Below are 20,316 nucleotides of genomic sequence, written 5' to 3' on the forward strand. Positions count from 1 at the left end.
ATCACATTCAACCTCTTCGTTGACTGATACACCGCCTTCGCGAGCAAGCCCGCTCCCACAGGGGGCCGGTGCAAGGCGCATAAAAAAGGCGCGCCACCCAATGGGTGGCGCGCCTTTTTGTGTAGCGCTAAGGGTTTAGCTGCCCGCGACTGTCATCCGCTCAATCAACACCGAACCTGTACGAATGTTGCTGCGCAACTCCAAATCATTACCCACTGCAACGATCTGCTTGAACATGTCGCGCATGTTGCCGGCGATGGTCACTTCCTGGACCGCGAACTGGATTTCACCGTTCTCGACCCAGAAACCCGCCGCGCCACGGGAGTAATCGCCGGTGACCATGTTCAGCCCTTGGCCCATAAGTTCGGTGACCAGCAAGCCGCGACCCATGCGGCGCAGCAAGGCGGCCTGATCTTCATCACCATGGGTGACGAACAGGTTGTGCACGCCACCCGCGTTCGCGGTGCTCGGCATGCCGAGTTTGCGGCCGGAATAGGTGCCGAGGATGTAGGACACCAACTCGCCTTTTTCGACGAACGGTTTGGCGTAAGTCGCCAGGCCATCGCCATCGAACGCCGAACTGCCCATGGCGCGCATCAAGTGCGGACGCTCATCGATGGTCAGCCATTCCGGGAACAGTTTCTGACCCAGCGTGCCTTCAAGGAACGACGATTTGCGATACAGGCTGCCGCCGGAAATCGCTGAGAGGAAACTGCCGAACAAGCCACCGGCCAGTTCCGCGGAAAACAGCACCGGCACTTCGCAGGTCGGCACCGGACGCGCACCCAGTCGGCTCGCGGCCCGTTGCGCAGCACGCTGGCCAATGCTCACCGGGTCGGCCAGCAAGTTGCCCTGACGGTTCACGTCGTACCAGTAATCGCGCTGCATCTGGCCGTCGGCCTCGGCGATCATCACGCAGCTCAGGCTGTGACGGGTCGACGCATAGCCACCGATAAAGCCGTGACTGTTGCCGTAAACACGGCAGCCTTGATGGGTGCTGAGGGTGGTGCCGTCGGCATTCTTGATCCGGCTGTCGGCAGCAAATGCCGCTGCTTCACAGGCAAGGGCCTGCTCGATGGCTTGCTCCGGGGTGATGTCCCATTGATGGAACAGGTCGAAATCCTGCAGATCCCTGGCCATCAACGCGGCATCTGCCAGGCCGGAAGCTTCGTCTTCGGAGGTGTGCTTGGCGATGGCCAACGCAGCAGCGACGGTTTCACGAATCGCCTCAGGACCACTGGCCGAGGTGCTGGCCGAGCCTTTGCGCTGACCGACGTACAAGGTGATGCCAAAGCCCTGGTCGCGGTTGAATTCGACGGTTTCGACTTCACGCTGACGCACCGAAGTGGACAGGCCCTGCTCAAGGGACACGGCGACTTCACAGGCACTGGCACCCTGGCGCTTGGCTTCAGCGATGATCTGCTCGACTTGTTCTTGCAGTGCCGGCAACGCTTGTGGGCCGACGCTTTCAACTGCACTCATGCTGTTCTCCACTTAAATTCTGCTTTCGGCTGGGGCCTTCGAGCGACCGGGCCGGACAAGCGGCCCCCGACTGGTTATCATGGCGGCGTTTCTTTGCGGACGGCCACCATGGTTGATTCTTACGACGACTCCCTCGATACGGGAGAAAAAAGCAAATCCCAGGTCAAACGCGAGCTTCATGCTCTGGTTGACCTCGGCGAGCGCCTTACAACGCTCAAGCCTGACTTGCTGGCAAAACTGCCGTTGACCGACGCTATGCGCCGGGCACTGGCCGATGCGCCCAAGCACACCGCGAATATCGCGCGTAAACGGCACCTCATGTTCATCGGCAAACTGATGCGCGATCAGGACACTGACGCCATTCTGACTTTGCTCGACCAACTCGATGCCTCCACCCGGCAGTACAACGAACGTTTCCATGGCCTGGAACGCTGGCGCGATCGCTTGATCGCGGGCGACGATGCAGTCCTGGAGAAGTTCGTGCTCGACTACCCGGAGGCTGATCGTCAGCAGTTGCGCTCCCTGATCCGTCAGGCCCAGCACGAACTGGCGACCAACAAGCCACCGGCATCGAACCGTAAAATCTTCAAGTACATCCGTGAGCTGGACGAGACTCAACGCGGTCTGCGTTAAGTCCCGAATCGGGTGAATCGCCAAGCGATTCACCCGAAGCTCCATCCTTTATGATCCTGTGCCACCCACAGTGATCGCATCAATTTTCAGCGTTGGCTGGCCGACACCCACCGGCACCGACTGCCCATCCTTGCCACACGTCCCTACGCCGCTGTCCAGCGCCAGGTCGTTACCGACCATCGACACCTTGCTCATGGCTTCCGGGCCGTTGCCGATCAACGTCGCGCCTTTGACCGGGGCGGTGATTTTGCCGTCTTCGATCAGGTACGCCTCGCTGGTGGAGAACACGAATTTGCCGCTGGTGATGTCCACCTGCCCGCCGCCGAGGTTGGCGCAGTAGATACCGCGCTTGACCGAGGCGATGATTTCCGCCGGGTCGCTTTCGCCCGCCAGCATGTAGGTGTTGGTCATCCGCGGCATCGGCAGGTGCGCGTAGGATTCGCGACGACCGTTGCCGGTGCGGGCGACACCCATCAGGCGTGCGTTGAGCTTGTCCTGCATGTAACCCTTGAGTACGCCGTTTTCGATCAGCGTGGTGCACTCGGTCGGGGTGCCTTCGTCGTCGACGCTCAGGGAACCGCGACGACCGGCCAGCGTGCCGTCATCGACGATGGTGCAAAGCTTGGAGGCAACCATCTCGCCCATGCGTCCGCTGTAGGCCGAACTGCCCTTGCGGTTGAAATCGCCTTCCAGACCGTGGCCGACCGCTTCGTGCAACAGCACGCCGGACCAGCCCGAACCCAACACCACCGGTAACGTACCGGCCGGCGCGGGAATGGCTTCAAGGTTGACCAGCGCCTGGCGCAGCGCTTCACGGGCGTAGCCCATGGCGCGGTCATCGCTGAGGAAGTACCGGTAATCGGTACGCCCGCCGCCGCCATGACCACCGCGCTCGCGGCGACCGTTTTGCTCGACGATCACGCTGACGTTGAAGCGCACCAGCGGTCTCACATCGGCGGCCAGGCTGCCGTCGGTCGAAGCGACAAGAATGCGTTCCCAGACCCCGGCCATGCTGACGGTGACTTGCTGGATACGCGGGTCGAGGGCGCGAGTCGCGACGTCGATGCGCTTGAGCAGCTCGACTTTTTCGGCGCGGCTCATCACTTCCAGCGGGTTGTCCGGCCCGTACAACTGGGCGACATCCGCAGTGGTGAAGGCCTGCACCGTGCCGTTCTGCCCGGCGCGGGAGATCGAACGGGCCGCACGAGCCGCTGCGCCAAGGGCTTCGAGGGTGATGGCATTGCTGTAGGCGAAACCGGTTTTTTCACCCGATTGCGCACGCACACCCACACCTTGGTCGAGGTTGAAGCTGCCTTCCTTGACGATCCCGTCTTCCAGCGCCCAGGACTCGGAAATCTGCCCCTGGAAATACAGATCCGCGGCATCGATGCCCGGACCGGCCAGATCGCCGAGCACACCTTGCAGGCTCTCGATCGTTACGCCACCGGGCGCCAGGAGGTGTTCACTGACAGAGGACAACAACTCGCTCATATTTTTACGCCTTAAATTCGTCGTTCCGGGCAGGTCGCTGTGCGCCCTGCGAGAAAAAGCGCCGGTGACTGGACACCGGCATCCGCGCCCTGATGGACGCCTGTTCGCTGCTATCGCGTTCGGCCAGCAGCACGGCCTCGCCTTGGTCCTGTTGCGCCAACACACGCCCCCACGGGTCGATGATTGCCGCATGACCCCAGGTTTCTCGCGGCCCCGGATGGTTTCCACCCTGAGCGGCCGCGAGCACATAACATTGAGTTTCGATGGCCCGCGCGCGAATCAATACATCCCAATGCGCCGCGCCGGTCACCGCGGTAAAGGCCGACGGCGCGGTAATCAACTGCGCACCGGCAGCGCGCAATTCGCTGTACAGCTCCGGGAAGCGCAGGTCGTAACACACGGTCAGCCCGACTCGACCGACGGGCGTGTCCGCCACCACCACCCCACTGCCATAAGCATAGTCATCGGATTCGCGATAACGCCCGCGATTGTCCGCCACATCGACGTCGAAGAGGTGCAGCTTGTCATATCGCGCAACGGTTTCGCCGTGGTCATTCACCAGCAGCGAACAGGCATGCACTTTGGCCGTCGGCTGATCCACTGGCGGCAACGGCAACGTGCCGGCCACTATCCATAACTTAAGGTCGCGGGCGGTCTGTTTCAACCATGGCAGGATCGGGCCTTCGCCCGACGCCTCGGCGCGGCCGATGTCGGCAATGTCGCGACGGCCCATGGCGGCGAAGTTTTCCGGCAGGACGGCGAGTTGCGCACCACCGGCCGCGGCCTGCTCAAGCAGACGACGGGCCTGGGCCAGGTTGGCCAGCACATCGCTCTGGCTGACCATTTGAATCACCGCAAAAGACATGGCCTTTTCCTTATCGGGAATCAACACATCCCTGTAGGAGCGAGCGGTGCGGCGATCGCTCCTACAGGAATCAGGGGCGAAGCATCAGACCCCAGGACCATGCTACTCCATCGGCGTGGTCAAAAAGGCTTGTCGAAGGTGATTTTCGGCTCTTTCCAAGGGCCTTTGACGGTGTATTTGACGCTGGCGAAGCGTGCCACGCGGTCACCGATCAGCTTGTCGATCAGGAACAGCGCGCCGCCGATGGCCGGGGCGCCGACAATCAGCGCGGCAATCGGCAGGTTGTTGGTCACCGGCAACGTCACCAGCAGTTTCGCGTCAACCTGATCGGCCACCAGATTCAGGGTACCGTTGAGTTCAATGTTGCTCGACGGGCCAGTCAGCAGGATCGGCTCTTTCGTCACATAAACCCCGTTGGTCGCGGCCAGCAGACCTTTGACCCGGTCATAACTCAAGCCTTTGCCGAACAGGTCGGAGAAGTCCAGGCGCAGACGGCGACCGATGGAATTGAAGTTGAGCAGGCCGAATACCCGCAGGGCCTGAGCGCTGCCCTCGACTTCAACGAACTGGCCTTTATTCAAAGAGGCATCGAGCGTACCGGAGAAACGTTTGGTGGCCAGCCACGCGGGTGAACCCGGCCAGCGACCGTCGACATCCATATGAAACTCTTCACTGGTGACGCTTGGCGCAAAGCCCCAGCCCTTCAGCACGTCAGCGAGGTTCTTGCCGCTGATCCGCCCTTTGTACCAACTGCTGGAGCTGCCGGGCATGCCTTCCCAGCCGCCAGTGCCCTGCAACAGAATGCCCTTGAGGCCCAGGTCCAGTGTATTGAGCGCAATACCCTTGGCGGTCGGACGGATTTTCAGGTACCAGGCGCCTACGAGATCCTGCCCCTGGAACAGCTGATTGATGGTGATATCCAGCGCCGGAATCTTGGTCGGATCGACTGAAGCCAGCGGATCCGGTGAGTTCTCGTCGGCCAGGACCGTAGGGTCCGGTGCCGGCAACCGCACGGATTGCAGATTGATCGCAATCGGCGCGCCTTTCGCATCAGGGATGCTCGCGCTGCCCTTGACCTGCTGACTGTCGAGTTGCAAGGCCCACGCCGCGGCTTTGCGGTTCAACTGCACCGATGCCTGATCGAGCGTCGTGCCGATACCGCTGAGCTTGCCGACCTTGAAGTCCGCACTGCTGAGCAACTGCTTGGCACTGCCACCCGGATCCTGGCCGGCGTACTTGTCCAACAGATCCTTCCACGGGCCGACATCCAGTTCCGACAGCACGCCGCGCACTCGCAGCCCTTTGGCACCGGGCAGCACGGCACTGCCGCCGCCCAGGAACAACTCGCCACGACCGTCGGCAAAATTGCCGGCCGGCGCCGCAAACGTGAAGTCTGCCAGCTCACCATAGGTGACCCAGTAGCGTCGTTCCGGTCCCTGTAGGGTCATGCGGAACGTGGTGTCGCGGCCCGCATCTGCGGTCATGCCGAACGGCGCTGGCAAATCGATCGCCACGCCTTTGAGGCTGGAACTGACCATCAACTGGCTGTCGGCGCCATCCAGGCTCAATTGCAGCTGATACGGAATCACGCCGGACACCGGCAGTGACTGGGTGACGCTCAACCAATCCGTGAGTTTCTTGACCTCGACCTGACCGGATGCAGTGACGCGGGTCTTGAGGTTGCCTGCGCTGCCATCGGCAAATATCTGCGCGGTGACCGGTTTATCGAAGGCGCGCGCGGTGATGTTCTTTCCGCTCAAACCCTTGGCGCTGTCGAAGCGGAAGTCACCCTTGAGTTGCGTCAGCTCCAGGGAGGGCTCGGCCAGCTTCAAACGCGCCTTGGAGGTCTTGAAGTCGACAAGAATCTTCGGCTGCTCACCTTTGACCAGCGGAATATCCAGCTTCAGCTTGCCTTGCAAATCACCCTCGCCTTCCCATCCGGCAAAAGTTTCAGCGGTGCCGATCGGCGCTTCCTGGAGAATCTTCAGGCCATCACCTAACCCACCGGAGAACCCGCCGTCGAGGAACAGGTGAACACTCTGCCCTTCCGGCGCATGGGGAATATTGACGTAAATGTCGCGAACCTGAGTATCGAGCAACTGGCCTTTGCTCGCCAGGACCCGCACGCCGCTGTCCTCAACAAACACGTCACCGGTAACTTTGCTGACATGCGGCCAACCCGGCTGGAACGCCAGTTCGGCATCGTGAACCTTGAAGAACAGGCTGATGCTGCGCGCAGTGTCGGCGGCGCCATGGTTCAGCGAGCCCTGGTACTGGAAGAAGCCTTGGTCCACCGCGCCTTTGAGAATGGCCGTGCGCAGCCATTCGTCCAGCGCCGGGCTGAGCATGGTCGGCAGGTACTTGGCGGTGTAGCGACCGTCGCCGTCCACTAGGCCGACCCGCAGGTCCATGTAGTCTTCCTGGGTGTGGTCGAAATGCAGGCGGATCAGGAAGTCACCGGCAATCTTGCCCTCCTCGCCCAGCACCTTCAGGTACGGCGCGATCAGGGTGAAGCTTTCTTTGTCGAGCTTCCAGGTCAGCCGGGCGTTGGCCTGGATGTATTGCCATGGCTTGGCGAAAATCGGGTCCAGGTGCAGGACGAAGTCCTTGCTGTCCATCCGCAATTCGCCTTGACCGAGGTCACCGCTGATGCTGCCGCTGACGTTGCGTGCTGCCGGAGCGCCGTGATAGGCATCGAAGCCGACCTGATCGAGGTTGGCGGCAAAGCTGAACTTGCTGTCATCGGTGGCATTGGGCCGCAGATCGATCAGCACGTTGCGCAGCCCGCCGGTCACCTTGAGTCGCTCGACCGCCGTGGCAACGCCTTCGGGCAGGGGCCCCAAAGCGTTGATCAGCGGGGTGAGCGGTGTGAGATCGAGGCGGTCGGCTTGCAAGTGCCAGAGTTCTTCAGCCTTGTCGGTGGCGGCGGTCTGTCGGAGTTGCAGGTGTGATTCCCAACGGGTCTCGCCAAAGTTCATGGCCAAGGAGTCCAGCGTCACCAGCATGCCTTCGGAGCTACGCTGGAAATAGCCATTGAGCGCCAGATTGTTGATCTGGATCGGCTTGCGTTCGGCGTAGGCACCCTTGAGTTGCGGCGCGTTCAAGCGAATCGCGCCGCTTTGCAGTACGCCCTTGCCCCAATTCACCCAGAGTTCGCCTCCGGCCTTGAGCTCGGAGAAATTCCACTGCCGGGTCACGCGCTCGGGCAGCCATTTCGACCAGTCGCTTTGCGGCAGGCTCAGGTAGGCCTCGGCCTCGCCGTCCTTCCACTGGCTGGCGCGCAGACGGGTGCGCAGGGTCATGGCCACTGGCTGGCCGTCGGGCAGGGTCAAACGGGCATCGAGGCGTTGACGGGAGACGCCGGTTTTCAGGTTCAGGCCAACGTAGGTCAGGGTCAGCGGTGGATGGTCCAGTGGCTGCAAGGTCACCTGGCTGTCAATCACCGACAGTTGCCGGACCATTTGCATGCGATTGAGTAGCTGCTCCGGATCCAGCGGCTGGTCCTGTTGCACCGGCAACCCTTCCAGCGCCCAATGTCCGTCCGCGCCTTCCTTGAGGCTGATCTTCAGGCCGTTGAGCTCCAGGTGAGCGATGCGAACGTCGCGAGCCAGCAGGCTTTCCCAAAGGTCCGGCACCGCTCGTACCTGATCCAGGTGCAGGGCGTTGGCGCCCTCGCCGACTGTCACATCGTGCGCCAGCAAAATCGGCGCGAAACCGCTCCAGTTACCTTCCAACTTGCCGATCAGCAGCGGCATGCCCAAGGCGGCGCTGGCTTTGGTTTCGACGTCGGCACGGTATTCGGCCACCAGAGGCGTCAGCTCCCGGCCGAGGCTGACGTACAACGCCATCAACACCAAGACCAACGCGCACAGGCCAAGACCCCAGCGGGTCAGTGCGGCCAAAATGCGTGTCAGACGTTCCATGTCAGTTGGCTCCCATAGCGAAAATACTGCAAAAAGCTGAGGCCAGCCGTTCTAGTAAGGGTGAAACACCGCGATTCAGAGCAGCACCACGTCGTATTGTTCCTGGGAATACATGGTTTCCACCTGGAACCGAATGGTGCGTCCGATAAATCCTTCAAGCTCGGCGACATTACCCGACTCTTCATCAAGCAAACGGTCGACGACTTTCTGGTTCGCCAATACACGATAGCCTTCCGCTTGATAGGCACGCGCCTCGCGGAGGATTTCGCGGAAAATCTCGTAGCAGACCGTTTCCGGCGTCTTCAGCTTGCCGCGGCCCTGACAGCTGCTGCACGGCTCGCACAGCACTTGTTCGAGGCTTTCTCGGGTGCGCTTGCGCGTCATCTGCACCAGGCCCAACTCGGTGATGCCGATGATGTTGGTCTTGGCGTGATCGCGCTCCAGTTGTTTTTCCAGCGTGCGCAGGACCTGGCGCTGGTGCTCTTCGTCTTCCATGTCGATGAAGTCGATAATGATGATCCCGCCCAGATTGCGCAGGCGCAGCTGGCGGGCGATGGCGGTCGCGGCTTCGAGGTTGGTCTTGAAGATGGTTTCTTCGAGGTTGCGATGGCCGACGAACGCCCCGGTGTTGACGTCGATGGTGCTCATGGCTTCCGCCGGATCGACCACCAGATAACCGCCGGACTTGAGCGGCACTTTGCGCTCAAGGGCTTTCTGGATTTCGTCTTCGACGCCGTACAGGTCGAAAATCGGCCGCTCGCCCGGATAATGCTCAAGACGATCAGCGATTTCCGGCATCAGTTCGGCGACGAACTGCGTGGTTTTCTGGAAGGTTTCCCTGGAGTCGATGCGGATCTTCTCGATCTTCGGGCTCACCAGGTCGCGCAAAGTGCGCAGCGCAAGGCCGAGGTCTTCATAGATCACACTCGGTGCGCCGATGGTTTTGATCTGTTCGTTGATCTGGTCCCAGAGACGGCGCAGGTAGCGGATGTCCATGAGGATTTCATCGGCACCGGCCCCTTCGGCGGCGGTACGCAGAATGAAACCGCCCGCCTCTTTGATGCCTTCTTTGGCCACACAATCGGTGACGACTTGCTTGAGACGTTCGCGTTCGGCTTCGTCTTCAATCTTCAGCGAAATGCCGACGTGAGCCGTACGCGGCATGTACACCAGATAGCGGGAAGGAATCGACAACTGAGTGGTCAGGCGTGCTCCTTTGGAGCCGATCGGGTCCTTGGTGACCTGGACCACCAGGCTCTGGCCTTCGTGGACCAGCGCGCTGATGCTCTCCACCGTAGGGCCTTCACGCAGGGAAATTTCCGAGGCATGAATGAACGCGGCGCGGTCCAGACCGATATCGACGAAGGCCGCCTGCATGCCCGGCAATACCCGCACGACCTTGCCTTTATAGATGTTGCCGACGATCCCGCGTTTTTGCGTGCGCTCGACGTGGACCTCTTGCAGGACACCGTTTTCGACCACCGCCACGCGCGATTCCATCGGCGTGATGTTGATCAGGATCTCTTCACTCATGGCAGGGTCTCGTTCAGGCATGTTCACGATAATGGCCGCATCTTGTCAGTACGACGCTCAGCGCGCGTTAAGGGTTTGCCAACAGGGTATGCCGAAATGGCCGAGCAGCTCAGCGGTTTCGCACAGCGGCAGTCCGACCACCGCCGAGTAGCTTCCAATCAGCTGGGCGACAAACACCGCGCCCAGTCCTTGAATGCCATAGCCACCCGCCTTGTCCCGGGGTTCGCCACTGGCCCAGTAAGCCGCCGCTTCATCGCGAGCGATGTTGCGAAAGCGCACCAGACTGCGCACCACCCGGGACTCACAACGCTCGCCGTCAAGCACTGCAATGGCGGTCAGCACTTCATGCTCTTGCCCCGCCAACATCATAAGCATGGCGCACGCGCCAGCTTCGTCCACCGGTTTGCCGAGAATTTTCCCGTTGAGTACCACAGCGGTGTCGGCGCCCAGCACGCAAAAATCGGCGGCGGACACGACCGTGCCGCGCCCGGCCTCGGCCTTGCCGCGCGCGAGGCGCTCGACATAGGCCGACGGGGATTCTTGAGCTAAAGGGGTTTCATCGATGTCCGCGCTGATGGCGCAGAACGGCACGCCGATCTGCGTGAGCAGTTCACGCCGACGCGGTGAGCCTGAGGCGAGGTAAAGCACTTTCATCTAGACATCTCCCTGTCGAGGTATTGGCAGATGCCTGACCGAATTAATTGATCTTGTAGCGTCGACGCAAACCGCGCAAACCGTAGCTGATCCAAGGCCAGAGCAAGGCGCTGACCAAGGCCGGCAGCACTAGCGCCAGGGTTGGCTGACGGTTGCCGGTCAAGGCGCTCAGCCAGAGTTGAACAAGCTGCGCGAGGCCGAAGATCACCAGGATCACCAGGCTCTGTTGCCACATCGGGAACATGCGCAGGCGCTGTTGCAACGACAGCACCAGAAAGGTGATCAGGCACAGAATCAACGCGTTCTGGCCCAGTAATGTGCCGTAGAGCACGTCTTCGGCCAGGCCCAGGCACCAGGCGGTGACCATCCCGACTTTCTGCGGCAAGTACAACGCCCAGAAAGCCAGCAGCAAGGCCAGCCACAGCGGACGGAGGATTTCCATGAATTGCGGCAGCGGCGAAACGCTGAGCAGCAGGCCAATGGCAAACGTCAGCCAGATCATCCAGCCATTTCGGGATGCGGTAGCACCGACCATTATTCTCGTCCCCCAGTGGAAGCCGGTGCGGAGACAGGCGGTTTGGCGGCAGGCTTCACCGCAGCCGGTTGAGCGGCTGGCGGTTTGGTTGCGGCAGGTTGCGATGCTGGCGGCTTGGCGGCTGCGGGATGTGCAGGTTTGGCCGGGGTAGTCGCCGGTGCCGGTGCAGGTGCCGCTGGAGTTGCAGCGGGCGCTGCGGCTGCGGCTGCGGCGGGCACCACGACGGTGGCAGGCACTGGTTTTGGAACGGTCGCCGGAATGATCGGCCCACCACCGTGCTGGTCCAGCGCTTCTTGCGCCTGGGCAGCGTCGTTGGCCCGCTCTTCGGCGGTGCGGCCGTCAGTGAACACCAGCAGCAAGTAACGGCTGCGGTTCAACGCGGCGGTCGGCACAGCACGCACAATGGCAAACGGCTGGCCGGAATCGTGGATCACTTCCTTGACCGTCGCCACCGGATACCCGGCCGGGAACCGCTGACCGAGGCCGGAACTGACCAGCAGATCACCTTCCTTGATATCAGCCGTATCAGCGACGTGACGCAATTCCAGGCGTTCCGGGTTGCCTGTGCCACTGGCAATCGCCCGCAGCCCGTTGCGGTTTACCTGCACCGGAATGCTGTGGGTGGTGTCAGTCAACAGCAGCACGCGGGAGGTGTACGGCATCAACTCGACCACCTGGCCCATCAGGCCGCGGGCATCGAGCACCGGCTGACCGAGGACCACACCGTCGCGCTCACCTTTGTTGATGATGATGCGATGGGTGAACGGGTTGGGGTCCATGCCGATCAACTCGGCCACTTCGACCTTCTCGTTGACCAGCGCAGAGGAATTGAGCAACTCGCGCAGCCGAACGTTCTGCTCGGTGAGGGCGGCAAGCTTTTGCATGCGGCCCTGCAACAGCAGGTTTTCGGTCTTGAGTTTTTCGTTTTCGGCGACAAGCTCGGTACGGCTGCCGAATTGGCTGGCCACACCCTGCCATAGCCGCTGCGGCAGGTCGGTGATCCAGTAAGACTGCATCAGCACCAGCGACATCTGGCTACGCACTGGCTTGAGCAGTGTGAAGCGGGCATCGACCACCATCAGCGCGACCGATAGCACGACCAGCACCAACAAGCGCACGCCCAGTGAAGGCCCTTTGGTGAAAAGCGGTTTAATAAGCCGCTCCTCCCAGGCAATTGTTTTCTTTATTCATACGGCATCAAACCGGCCTGGATGCAGAGTGACAGAAGATAAACGCCAACAGGCAGCACTGCAAAGTGCTGCCTGCGCGCCACAGCATAGATGCAACCTGCGAGATCACTCGCTTGAAAGCAGGTCCATGGTGTGTTTATCCATCATTTCCAATGCACGGCCACCGCCGCGAGCAACGCAGGTCAGCGGATCTTCGGCAACGATCACCGGCAGACCTGTTTCCTGGGCCAGCAACTTGTCGAGGTCACGCAGCAAGGCGCCACCACCGGTCAGTACCAGGCCACGTTCGGCGATATCGGAAGCCAGTTCCGGAGGCGATTGCTCCAGCGCACTTTTCACGGCCTGAACGATGGTGGCCAGGGACTCTTGCAGAGCTTCCAGCACTTCATTGGAGTTCAGGGTGAAGGCACGTGGAACGCCTTCGGCCAGGTTACGGCCACGAACGTCGACTTCACGAACTTCGCCGCCCGGGTAGGCCGTACCGATTTCCTGCTTGATGCGCTCAGCGGTGGATTCACCGATCAGGCTGCCGTAGTTGCGACGCACGTAGGTGATGATCGCTTCGTCGAAGCGGTCGCCGCCAACCCGTACGGATTCGGCGTAAACCACACCGTTCAGGGAGATCAGTGCGATTTCAGTGGTACCGCCACCGATATCGACGACCATCGAACCGCGTGCTTCTTCAACCGGCAGGCCGGCACCGATCGCAGCAGCCATTGGCTCTTCGATCAGGAACACTTCGCGAGCACCGGCGCCAAGGGCCGATTCACGGATGGCACGACGCTCAACCTGGGTGGATTTGCACGGAACGCAGATCAGCACCCGCGGGCTAGGCTGCAGGAAGCTGTTTTCGTGAACCTTGTTGATAAAGTATTGCAGCATCTTTTCGCAGACGCTGAAGTCGGCAATGACGCCGTCCTTCATCGGACGAATGGCAGCAATGTTGCCCGGCGTACGGCCGAGCATGCGCTTCGCCTCGGTGCCGACAGCAACGACACTTTTCTGGTTACCGTGTGTCCGAATAGCCACAACCGATGGCTCATTCAGGACGATACCGCGCTCGCGCACGTAAATAAGGGTGTTGGCAGTGCCCAGGTCAATGGAAAGATCGCTGGAAAACATGCCACGCAGTTTCTTGAACATGGGAAAGGGACCCTAGGCAACGCGTGGGTAAAAAAGTGCGGCAAACTCTAACAACGACAGGGATTTTGGGCAAGGCGCCAATATGTTAAATTGGCCGCTTTTCTGTGCACCAACCCCCACAATCGCGGCCTTATGACCGTAGAAATGCGGTAGTGTTCCGACAATCTAACACACGGACGCCGTCCGTTCTGTTTTCCACTGGAGATTCCCATGGCGCTTGAACGCTCCGACGTGGAAAAAATCGCTCATTTGGCCTGTCTTGGCCTCAATGATGCCGATCTTCCACACATCACTTCGGCCCTGAACAGCATTCTGGGGCTGGTTGACGAAATGCAGGCGGTCAATACCGACGGTATCGAGCCGCTCGCCCACCCACTGGAAGCCAGCCAGCGCCTGCGTGCAGACGTCGTGACCGAGACCAATCATCGCGAGGCCTATCAGTCCATCGCACCAGCGGTCGAAAACGGCCTGTACCTGGTTCCGAAAGTCATCGACTAAAGGGAAAGAGCCTGCAATGCATCAATTGACTCTGGCCGAGATCGCCCGCGGACTCGCCGATAAAAAGTTTTCTTCCGAAGAGCTGACCAAAACTCTGCTGGCGCGTATCGCCCAGCTCGATCCTCAGCTCAACAGCTTCATCAGCCTCACCGAAGACCTGGCGCTCCAGCAGGCGAAAGCCGCTGACGCACGCCGTGCCAAGGGTGAGAGCGGCGCCCTGCTCGGCGCGCCGATCGCGCACAAAGACTTGTTCTGCACTCAGGGCATCCGCACCAGCTGCGGTTCGAAGATGCTCGACAACTTTAAAGCACCGTACGACGCCACTGTCGTTGCCAAGCTGGCCACCGCCGGGGCCGTGACCCTGGGCAAGACCAACATGGACGAATTCGCCATGGGTTCGGCCAACGAATCGAGCTACTACGGCCCGGTGAAAAACCCGTGGAACCTGGAACACGTACCGGGCGGTTCGTCCGGCGGTTCGGCGGCTGCGGTTGCCGCACGCCTGCTGCCTGCGGCCACCGGCACCGACACGGGCGGCTCGATCCGACAGCCCGCCGCACTGACCAACCTCACCGGCCTGAAACCGACGTACGGTCGCGTTTCGCGCTGGGGCATGATCGCCTACGCCTCCAGCCTCGATCAGGGCGGCCCTCTGGCCCGCACCGCCGAAGACTGCGCGATCCTGCTGCAAGGCATGGCCGGTTTCGACCCGCAGGATTCCACCAGCATCGACGAGCCCGTGCCTGATTACAGCGCCGGCCTCAACGGTTCGCTGCAAGGTCTGCGCATCGGCGTGCCGAAGGAATACTTCAGCGCCGGCCTGGACCCGCGCATCGCCGACCTGGTCATGGCCAGTGTCGAAGAGCTGAAAAAGCTTGGCGCCGTAATCAAGGAAATCAGCCTGCCGAACATGCAGCATGCGATTCCTGCGTACTACGTGATCGCCCCGGCGGAAGCCTCGTCCAATCTGTCGCGTTTCGACGGCGTGCGCTTCGGCCATCGCTGCGAAGATCCGAAGAATCTGGAAGACCTGTACAAGCGTTCCCGTGGCGAAGGTTTCGGCCCGGAAGTGCAGCGTCGGATCATGGTCGGTGCCTACGCGCTGTCGGCCGGTTACTACGATGCTTATTACCTGAAGGCGCAGAAGATTCGTCGCTTGATCAAGAACGACTTCATGGCGGCCTTCAATGAGGTCGACATCATCCTCGGCCCAACCACGCCGAACCCGGCCTGGAAGCTCGGCGCCAAGAACAGCGACCCGGTTGCTGCGTACCTGGAAGACGTCTACACCATCACCGCCAACCTCGCGGGCCTGCCGGGCTTGTCCATGCCAGCCGGTTTTGTCGATGGTCTGCCGGTCGGCGTGCAACTGCTCGCCCCGTATTTCCAGGAAGGCCGCCTGTTGAACGTTGCCCATCAGTATCAGTTACACACTGACTGGCACACCCGCACCCCACAGGGGTTTTGAAACTGCTGCGCTCGGTAATGCAGCGTTGAAAACTGGCTCGTAATGCTCATTGACTAAAGTCAACTCCGCTTACTCGCCAGTTTTCGCCTTGCCTTACCTTCGCTCGCGACGTTTCAAAATCCCCTGTTTAGGCTTCTGAGGAGAAACACATGCAATGGGAAGTCGTGATCGGGCTGGAGATTCACACCCAGCTCACCACCCGGTCGAAAATCTTTTCCGGTAGTTCCACCACGTTTGGTTCCGAGCCGAACACTCAGGCCAGTCTGGTTGACCTCGGCATGCCCGGCGTATTGCCGGTGCTGAACCAGGAAGCGGTGCGCATGGCGGTGATGTTCGGCCTGGCCATCGATGCCGAAATCGGCCAGCACAACGTGTTCGCCCGTAAGAACTATTTTTACCCGGACCTGCCGAAGGGCTACCAGATCAGCCAGATGGAATTGCCGATCGTCGGCAAGGGCCACCTGGACATCGCCATGGAAGACGGCACGATCAAACGTGTCGGCGTCACCCGTGCGCACCTGGAAGAAGACGCCGGCAAAAGCCTGCACGAAGAATTCAACGGTGCCACCGGCATCGACCTGAACCGTGCCGGTACGCCGCTGCTGGAAATCGTTTCCGAGCCGGACATGCGCAGCGCCAAGGAAGCCGTGGCCTACGTCAAGACCATCCACGCGCTGGTGCGTTACCTGGGCATCTGCGACGGCAACATGGCCGAAGGCTCGCTACGTTGCGACTGCAACGTGTCGATCCGTCCGAAGGGCCAGGCTGAATATGGCACCCGCTGCGAGATCAAGAACGTCAACTCGTTCCGCTTCATCGAGAAGGCGATCAACAGCGAAGTGCGCCGTCAGATCGAGCTGATCGAAGACGGCGGCAAGGTGATCCAGCAGACTCGCCTGTACGATCCGAACAAGGACGAAACCCGTCCGATGCGCAGCAAAGAGGAAGCCAACGACTACCGTTACTTCCCCGATCCGGACCTGCTGCCAGTGGTCATCGAGGACTCGTTCCTCGACGACGTGCGCGCCACCCTGCCGGAATTGCCACCGCAGAAACGCGAGCGCTTCCAGGCGCAATTCGGCCTGTCGGTGTATGACGCCAGCGTCTTGGCCACCAGCCGCGAGCAAGCCGATTACTTCGAGAAAGTCGTGAGCATCAGCGGCGACGCCAAGCTGGCGGCCAACTGGGTCATGGTTGAATTGGGCAGCCTGCTGAACAAGCAAGGCGTGGAAATCGACCAGTCGCCGGTCTCGGCCGAGCAACTGGGCGGCATGCTGCTTCGCATCAAGGACAACACCATCTCCGGCAAAATCGCCAAGGTCGTGTTCGAAGCGATGGCCAACGGCGAAGGTAGCGCGGACGAGATCATCGACAAGCGCGGCCTGAAGCAAGTGACCGACAGCGGCGCGATCTCCGCGGTGCTGGACGACATGCTGGCGGCCAACGCCGAGCAGGTCGAGCAATACCGCGCGGCAGACGAAGCCAAACGCGGCAAGATGTTCGGCTTCTTCGTCGGACAGGCCATGAAAGCCTCCAAAGGCAAGGCCAACCCGCAACAGGTCAACGAACTGCTGAAAAGCAAGCTCGAAGGCTGATGAGCGTTGAGCCAGATCCCAAGCCTGGCTCAAACCCCTGTGGGAGCGGGCTTGCTCGCGAAGGCGGTATTACAGCCAACAGTTAAGTTGAATGTGATGGCCTCTTCGCGAGCAAGCCCGCTCCCACATTCGTATGTGGGAACCTTTGAATGAAGCGTCTACTGGGTGCCTGCGCCCTGCTCTCTTTGCTGGCCGGTTGCGCCAGCACCGATGCCATCGATCCACACGGCTATGACAAGACCGGCGTTGCCTCGTATTACGGCGCCAAACACCAAGGTAAACGCACCGCCAGTGGCGAGGTTTTCAACAAGAATTCCCTGACCGCCGCCCACCGCCAGTTGCCGTTCGGCACGCGGGTGAAGGTCACCAATCTGAACAACGACAAGTCCTGCGTGGTCCGTATCAACGATCGCGGGCCGCACACCCGTGGACGCCTGATTGATCTTTCACACGAGGCCGCCGAACAATTGGGTATGCTCCGTAGCGGTACTGCGCGGGTTCGCGTGCAAGCCATCGACGATTAACAGACGGAGCCCCGACCATTTTCGGACTTGCCGATTTACCCCTGATCAGCGTGATTGAGTTGCTCGGCGGCCTGCTGTTGCTGATCGCCGGTGCCGAGCTGATGGTCCGTGGCGCCGTGCGCTTGGCTGCGCGCTTGCAAGTGCGGCCGCTGATCATCGGCCTGACCATCGTCGCCTTGGGCAGCAGCGCACCGCAAATGGCGGTCAGCCTGCAAGCCACCCTGGCGCAAAACGCCGACATCGCCGTCGGCAGCGTGATCGGCAGCAGCATCTTCAACATCCTCGTCACCCTCGGGCTCTCGGCGCTGATCATTCCATTGCGGGTTTCCCGCCAACTGGTGCGCCTGGATATTCCGCTGATGATCGGCGCCAGCCTGCTGGTGTTTGTATTGGCGTGGAATGAAGAGCTGAACCGCGTGGACGGCATGATTCTGCTGGCCGCACTGGCGCTGTATCTGGGCTTGCTGCTGCGCCAGTCGCGGAACTCGACCCGTCCGCCCTCCCATGATGAAACACACCAGGTGCCGTGGTTCAGCAGCTTGCTGATGATCGTCGCCGGACTGGCGATGCTGGTCTACGCCGGCCACTTGTTGCTGGGCGCCGCCGTGGCGGTCGCGACCGATCTGGGGCTGTCGGAGCGGATCATCGGCCTGACCATCGTCGCCATCAGCACGTCCCTGCCGGAACTGGCCACTTCATTGATCGCCGCATTGCGCGGTCAACGGGACATTGCCGTGGGCAACGTGATCGGCAGCAACCTGTTCAACCTTTTGGGCGTGCTTGGCCTGACCGCGCTCGTCGCACCCTCGCCGCTGTCGGTCTCGCCCAATGCACTGGATTTCGACTTGCCGGTGATGCTCGGTGTCGCGATGCTGTGCCTGCCGCTGTTCTACACCGGTTACCGGGTGACCCGCGCCGAAGGTCTGCTGTTTTTGGGACTGTATCTCGCTTACGGTCTGCACGTGGTGTCGTTCACTACCGGCATGCCACTGGCCGGCAAGCTTGAACACCTGATGCTGTTTTTCGTCCTGCCGGCGCTGGTGGCCTATCTGCTGTTCACATCACTGCGCGCCTGGCGTCGCCAACACCACAAGAGGGAAATGCCATGACCGACAATAAGAAGCCTGGCGTTGAAGTCCGCCGCCAAGTGATGGGCGATGCGTTCGTCGACCGCGCGCTGGGCAATGCCACCGAGTTCACCCAGCCGTTGCAGGACTTCGTCAATGAACACGCGTGGGGCGGTGTGTGGAATCGCGAAGGTCTGCCGCTGAAAACCCGCAGCCTGATCACCCTCGCCGCGCTGACCGCGTTGAAGTGCCCGCAGGAACTGAAAGGTCACGTGCGCGGTGCGCTGAACAACGGCTGCACCGTGGAAGAGATTCGTGAGGCGCTGCTGCATTGCGCGGTGTATGCCGGTGTGCCGGCGGCGATCGATGCGTTTCGCGCGGCGCAGGAAGTGATCGACACCTATCAGAAGCCTGAGTAAGAGGGTCTATCGCCTTCGCGGGCAAGCCTCGCTCCTACAAGTCCGAGTCGTAAATATTTCCCCCGCACGACACGGACCTGTAGGAGCGAGGCTTGCCCGCGAAGGCGATTTAAAGAACACAAAAAAATCTGACGTTAAATCCACCCACCCCACTGCAACAAAAAAATCCCGATGTTGGTGGTGACCGCCGCCATCAACGTGGTGATGACGATGATCGCCGCCGCCAGTTCATGATTGCCATCCGCCTGACGGGCCATGACAAAACTGGCCGCCGCCGTCGGGCTGCCGAAGTACAGAAACAAAATCCCCAACTCCGCGCCGCGAAAACCCCAGAGCCACGCCCCCAGCGTCGCCAGTACCGGCAGGCCGATCATCTTCACCAGGCTTGAGCTCAGCGCCATCGAGCCGCTCTTGCGCATCACCGCCAGCGACAATGTGCCGCCGATGCAGATCAGCGCCAATGGCAACGTGGTTTGTGCCAGGTACTGACCGGATGTCTCCAGCCATCCCGGCAAGCCGATCTTGAAATAGGCAAACGGTGCCGCCGCAAACACGCTAATGATCAGCGGGTTGACCATCACGCTTTTGCAGATGCTCCACGGATCGGACTTGATCACCGGGCTGTACACCGCCAGCACGATGGTCGAGAGCGTGTTGTAAAACAGGATCACCAGCGCCGCGAGAATCGCCCCGAGGGAAATCCCGTAGTCGCCGTACATGCTCGCCGCCAATGCGAGGCCAATGACGCCGTTGTTGCCGCGAAATGCACCCTGGGTGTAGATCCCCCGGTCTTCGCGCGGGCACTTCCAGATCGCCCAGCCCCAGGCGATGGCGAAACCCACCAGGGTGGCGAGCGAGAAATAGATCAGCAGCGCCGGTTGCAGCGCGGCGTGCAGGTCGGCATGCAGGATGCCCAGAAACAGCAACGCCGGCATGGTGACGTTGAACACCAGGGCCGAGGCGGTGTGGATGAAGTTGTCGTTGATCCAGTTGATGCGTTTGAGCACCACACCCAGAAACAGCATGGCAAACACCGGCGCGGTGATGTTCAGGGTTTCGAGGAAGATAGCCAGCATGCCGGGGGTAACCTTGGGTGAGCGTCGTTAGGGGGCTAATGATAAGCCACCAACCCCTCTGCCGTCTGGTAGACCGCTTTCGCGGGCAAGCCTTAATGCCAGTCAGTTAAGAAATTGACTTGCCCGCCCAGCAGTAATAGAAACGGGCTTATGTTTTTATGAGCCCGCTTCATGTCCCTACAAAACGCCCTTCAAGAAGTTACCAAACTCAATCCGATCT

Annotated in this window: 17 protein-coding genes; 7 read left to right on the top strand and 10 right to left on the bottom strand. The window is 60.9% G+C overall.

Features of this window, described 5'->3' with window-relative positions:
• Positions 1-135 precede the first annotated feature (135 nt).
• Complete coding sequence (gene pmbA, locus EYC95_RS15915; RefSeq protein WP_131061218.1) at positions 136-1,482, bottom strand: metalloprotease PmbA; 1,347 nt, start codon at positions 1,480-1,482, stop codon at positions 136-138.
• 108 nt (positions 1,483-1,590) lie between these two features.
• Between pmbA and yjgA the strand changes: the two genes are divergently transcribed.
• Complete coding sequence (gene yjgA / locus EYC95_RS15920; protein ID WP_131061219.1) at positions 1,591-2,115, top strand: ribosome biogenesis factor YjgA; 525 nt, start codon at positions 1,591-1,593, stop codon at positions 2,113-2,115.
• A 48-nt stretch (positions 2,116-2,163) separates the two neighbouring features.
• On the opposite strand, the gene tldD is transcribed toward yjgA, so the two are convergent.
• From tldD to mreB, 8 genes are all read right to left on the bottom strand, one after another.
• Complete coding sequence (gene tldD, locus EYC95_RS15925; RefSeq protein WP_131061220.1) at positions 2,164-3,606, bottom strand: metalloprotease TldD; 1,443 nt, start codon at positions 3,604-3,606, stop codon at positions 2,164-2,166.
• Between the two features lie 4 nt (positions 3,607-3,610).
• Positions 3,611-4,471, bottom strand: a complete 861-nt coding sequence (locus EYC95_RS15930; RefSeq protein ID WP_131061221.1) for a carbon-nitrogen hydrolase family protein — start codon at positions 4,469-4,471, stop codon at positions 3,611-3,613.
• A gap of 119 nt (positions 4,472-4,590) precedes the next feature.
• The gene (locus EYC95_RS15935; protein ID WP_131061222.1) at positions 4,591-8,394 is read right to left on the bottom strand and encodes a YhdP family protein; all 3,804 of its coding nucleotides are present in this window, start codon (positions 8,392-8,394) and stop codon (positions 4,591-4,593) included.
• Between the two features lie 75 nt (positions 8,395-8,469).
• Positions 8,470-9,927, bottom strand: a complete 1,458-nt coding sequence (gene rng / locus EYC95_RS15940) for a ribonuclease G (protein WP_131061223.1) — start codon at positions 9,925-9,927, stop codon at positions 8,470-8,472.
• A gap of 57 nt (positions 9,928-9,984) precedes the next feature.
• Positions 9,985-10,581: a nucleoside triphosphate pyrophosphatase gene (locus EYC95_RS15945; protein ID WP_131061224.1), complete on the bottom strand. Its 597-nt coding sequence runs from the start codon at positions 10,579-10,581 to the stop codon at positions 9,985-9,987.
• Between the two features lie 43 nt (positions 10,582-10,624).
• Positions 10,625-11,116: a rod shape-determining protein MreD gene (mreD, locus tag EYC95_RS15950; RefSeq protein WP_109627971.1), complete on the bottom strand. Its 492-nt coding sequence runs from the start codon at positions 11,114-11,116 to the stop codon at positions 10,625-10,627.
• Positions 11,116-12,270 carry a rod shape-determining protein MreC gene (gene mreC / locus EYC95_RS15955; protein ID WP_131061225.1) on the bottom strand — a complete coding sequence of 385 codons (1,155 nt, stop codon included), beginning with the start codon at positions 12,268-12,270 and terminating at the stop codon, positions 11,116-11,118. Before mreC ends, mreD begins: the two co-directional genes overlap by 1 nt.
• A gap of 141 nt (positions 12,271-12,411) precedes the next feature.
• Positions 12,412-13,449 (bottom strand): rod shape-determining protein MreB, encoded by a 1,038-nt coding sequence (mreB, locus tag EYC95_RS15960; protein ID WP_002555108.1) that lies wholly within the window; start codon positions 13,447-13,449, stop codon positions 12,412-12,414.
• A gap of 210 nt (positions 13,450-13,659) precedes the next feature.
• Between mreB and gatC the strand changes: the two genes are divergently transcribed.
• The 6 genes from gatC to EYC95_RS15995 all read left to right on the top strand — a co-directional run bounded on the left by gatC (position 13,660) and on the right by EYC95_RS15995 (position 19,020).
• A complete protein-coding gene (gene gatC / locus EYC95_RS15965) occupies positions 13,660-13,947 on the top strand; it encodes an Asp-tRNA(Asn)/Glu-tRNA(Gln) amidotransferase subunit GatC (RefSeq protein WP_007901429.1) in 288 nt (95 codons plus the stop codon).
• A 16-nt stretch (positions 13,948-13,963) separates the two neighbouring features.
• On the top strand, positions 13,964-15,415 hold the full coding sequence (gene gatA / locus EYC95_RS15970; RefSeq protein ID WP_131061226.1) for an Asp-tRNA(Asn)/Glu-tRNA(Gln) amidotransferase subunit GatA: 1,452 nt from the start codon (positions 13,964-13,966) through the stop codon (positions 15,413-15,415).
• 149 nt (positions 15,416-15,564) lie between these two features.
• Positions 15,565-17,010 carry an Asp-tRNA(Asn)/Glu-tRNA(Gln) amidotransferase subunit GatB gene (gene gatB, locus EYC95_RS15975; protein ID WP_131061227.1) on the top strand — a complete coding sequence of 482 codons (1,446 nt, stop codon included), beginning with the start codon at positions 15,565-15,567 and terminating at the stop codon, positions 17,008-17,010.
• Between the two features lie 149 nt (positions 17,011-17,159).
• Positions 17,160-17,534 (top strand): septal ring lytic transglycosylase RlpA family protein, encoded by a 375-nt coding sequence (locus EYC95_RS15985; RefSeq protein ID WP_131061228.1) that lies wholly within the window; start codon positions 17,160-17,162, stop codon positions 17,532-17,534.
• Positions 17,535-17,584: 50 nt separating this feature from the next.
• Positions 17,585-18,643 (top strand): calcium/sodium antiporter, encoded by a 1,059-nt coding sequence (locus tag EYC95_RS15990; RefSeq protein ID WP_131061229.1) that lies wholly within the window; start codon positions 17,585-17,587, stop codon positions 18,641-18,643.
• Positions 18,640-19,020 carry a carboxymuconolactone decarboxylase family protein gene (locus EYC95_RS15995; RefSeq protein ID WP_095129461.1) on the top strand — a complete coding sequence of 127 codons (381 nt, stop codon included), beginning with the start codon at positions 18,640-18,642 and terminating at the stop codon, positions 19,018-19,020. The genes EYC95_RS15990 and EYC95_RS15995 overlap by 4 nt, the downstream gene beginning before the upstream one ends.
• Positions 19,021-19,154: 134 nt before the next feature.
• Here the strand turns inward: EYC95_RS15995 and EYC95_RS16000 are convergent, their stop codons facing one another.
• Positions 19,155-20,096: an AEC family transporter gene (locus EYC95_RS16000; protein WP_131061230.1), complete on the bottom strand. Its 942-nt coding sequence runs from the start codon at positions 20,094-20,096 to the stop codon at positions 19,155-19,157.
• Positions 20,097-20,316 lie beyond the last annotated feature (220 nt).

Origin of the sequence: Pseudomonas sp. BGI-2 (assembly GCF_004310295.1) — a bacterium.
In the GTDB taxonomy this organism is placed as follows: Bacteria; Pseudomonadota; Gammaproteobacteria; order Pseudomonadales; family Pseudomonadaceae; genus Aquipseudomonas.

Coding starts and splice junctions, on each gene's coding strand:
- EYC95_RS15985 (WP_131061228.1), top strand. CDS start 17,160: ATGAAGCGTCTACTGGGTGCCTGCGCCCTGCTCTCTTTGCTGGCCGGT.
- yjgA (WP_131061219.1), top strand. CDS start 1,591: ATGGTTGATTCTTACGACGACTCCCTCGATACGGGAGAAAAAAGCAAA.
- EYC95_RS15945 (WP_131061224.1), bottom strand. CDS start 10,581: ATGAAAGTGCTTTACCTCGCCTCAGGCTCACCGCGTCGGCGTGAACTG.
- pmbA (WP_131061218.1), bottom strand. CDS start 1,482: ATGAGTGCAGTTGAAAGCGTCGGCCCACAAGCGTTGCCGGCACTGCAA.
- gatB (WP_131061227.1), top strand. CDS start 15,565: ATGCAATGGGAAGTCGTGATCGGGCTGGAGATTCACACCCAGCTCACC.
- EYC95_RS15935 (WP_131061222.1), bottom strand. CDS start 8,394: ATGGAACGTCTGACACGCATTTTGGCCGCACTGACCCGCTGGGGTCTT.
- gatC (WP_007901429.1), top strand. CDS start 13,660: ATGGCGCTTGAACGCTCCGACGTGGAAAAAATCGCTCATTTGGCCTGT.
- tldD (WP_131061220.1), bottom strand. CDS start 3,606: ATGAGCGAGTTGTTGTCCTCTGTCAGTGAACACCTCCTGGCGCCCGGT.
- gatA (WP_131061226.1), top strand. CDS start 13,964: ATGCATCAATTGACTCTGGCCGAGATCGCCCGCGGACTCGCCGATAAA.
- mreB (WP_002555108.1), bottom strand. CDS start 13,449: ATGTTCAAGAAACTGCGTGGCATGTTTTCCAGCGATCTTTCCATTGAC.
- mreD (WP_109627971.1), bottom strand. CDS start 11,116: ATGGTCGGTGCTACCGCATCCCGAAATGGCTGGATGATCTGGCTGACG.
- EYC95_RS15930 (WP_131061221.1), bottom strand. CDS start 4,471: ATGTCTTTTGCGGTGATTCAAATGGTCAGCCAGAGCGATGTGCTGGCC.
- rng (WP_131061223.1), bottom strand. CDS start 9,927: ATGAGTGAAGAGATCCTGATCAACATCACGCCGATGGAATCGCGCGTG.
- EYC95_RS15995 (WP_095129461.1), top strand. CDS start 18,640: ATGACCGACAATAAGAAGCCTGGCGTTGAAGTCCGCCGCCAAGTGATG.
- EYC95_RS16000 (WP_131061230.1), bottom strand. CDS start 20,096: ATGCTGGCTATCTTCCTCGAAACCCTGAACATCACCGCGCCGGTGTTT.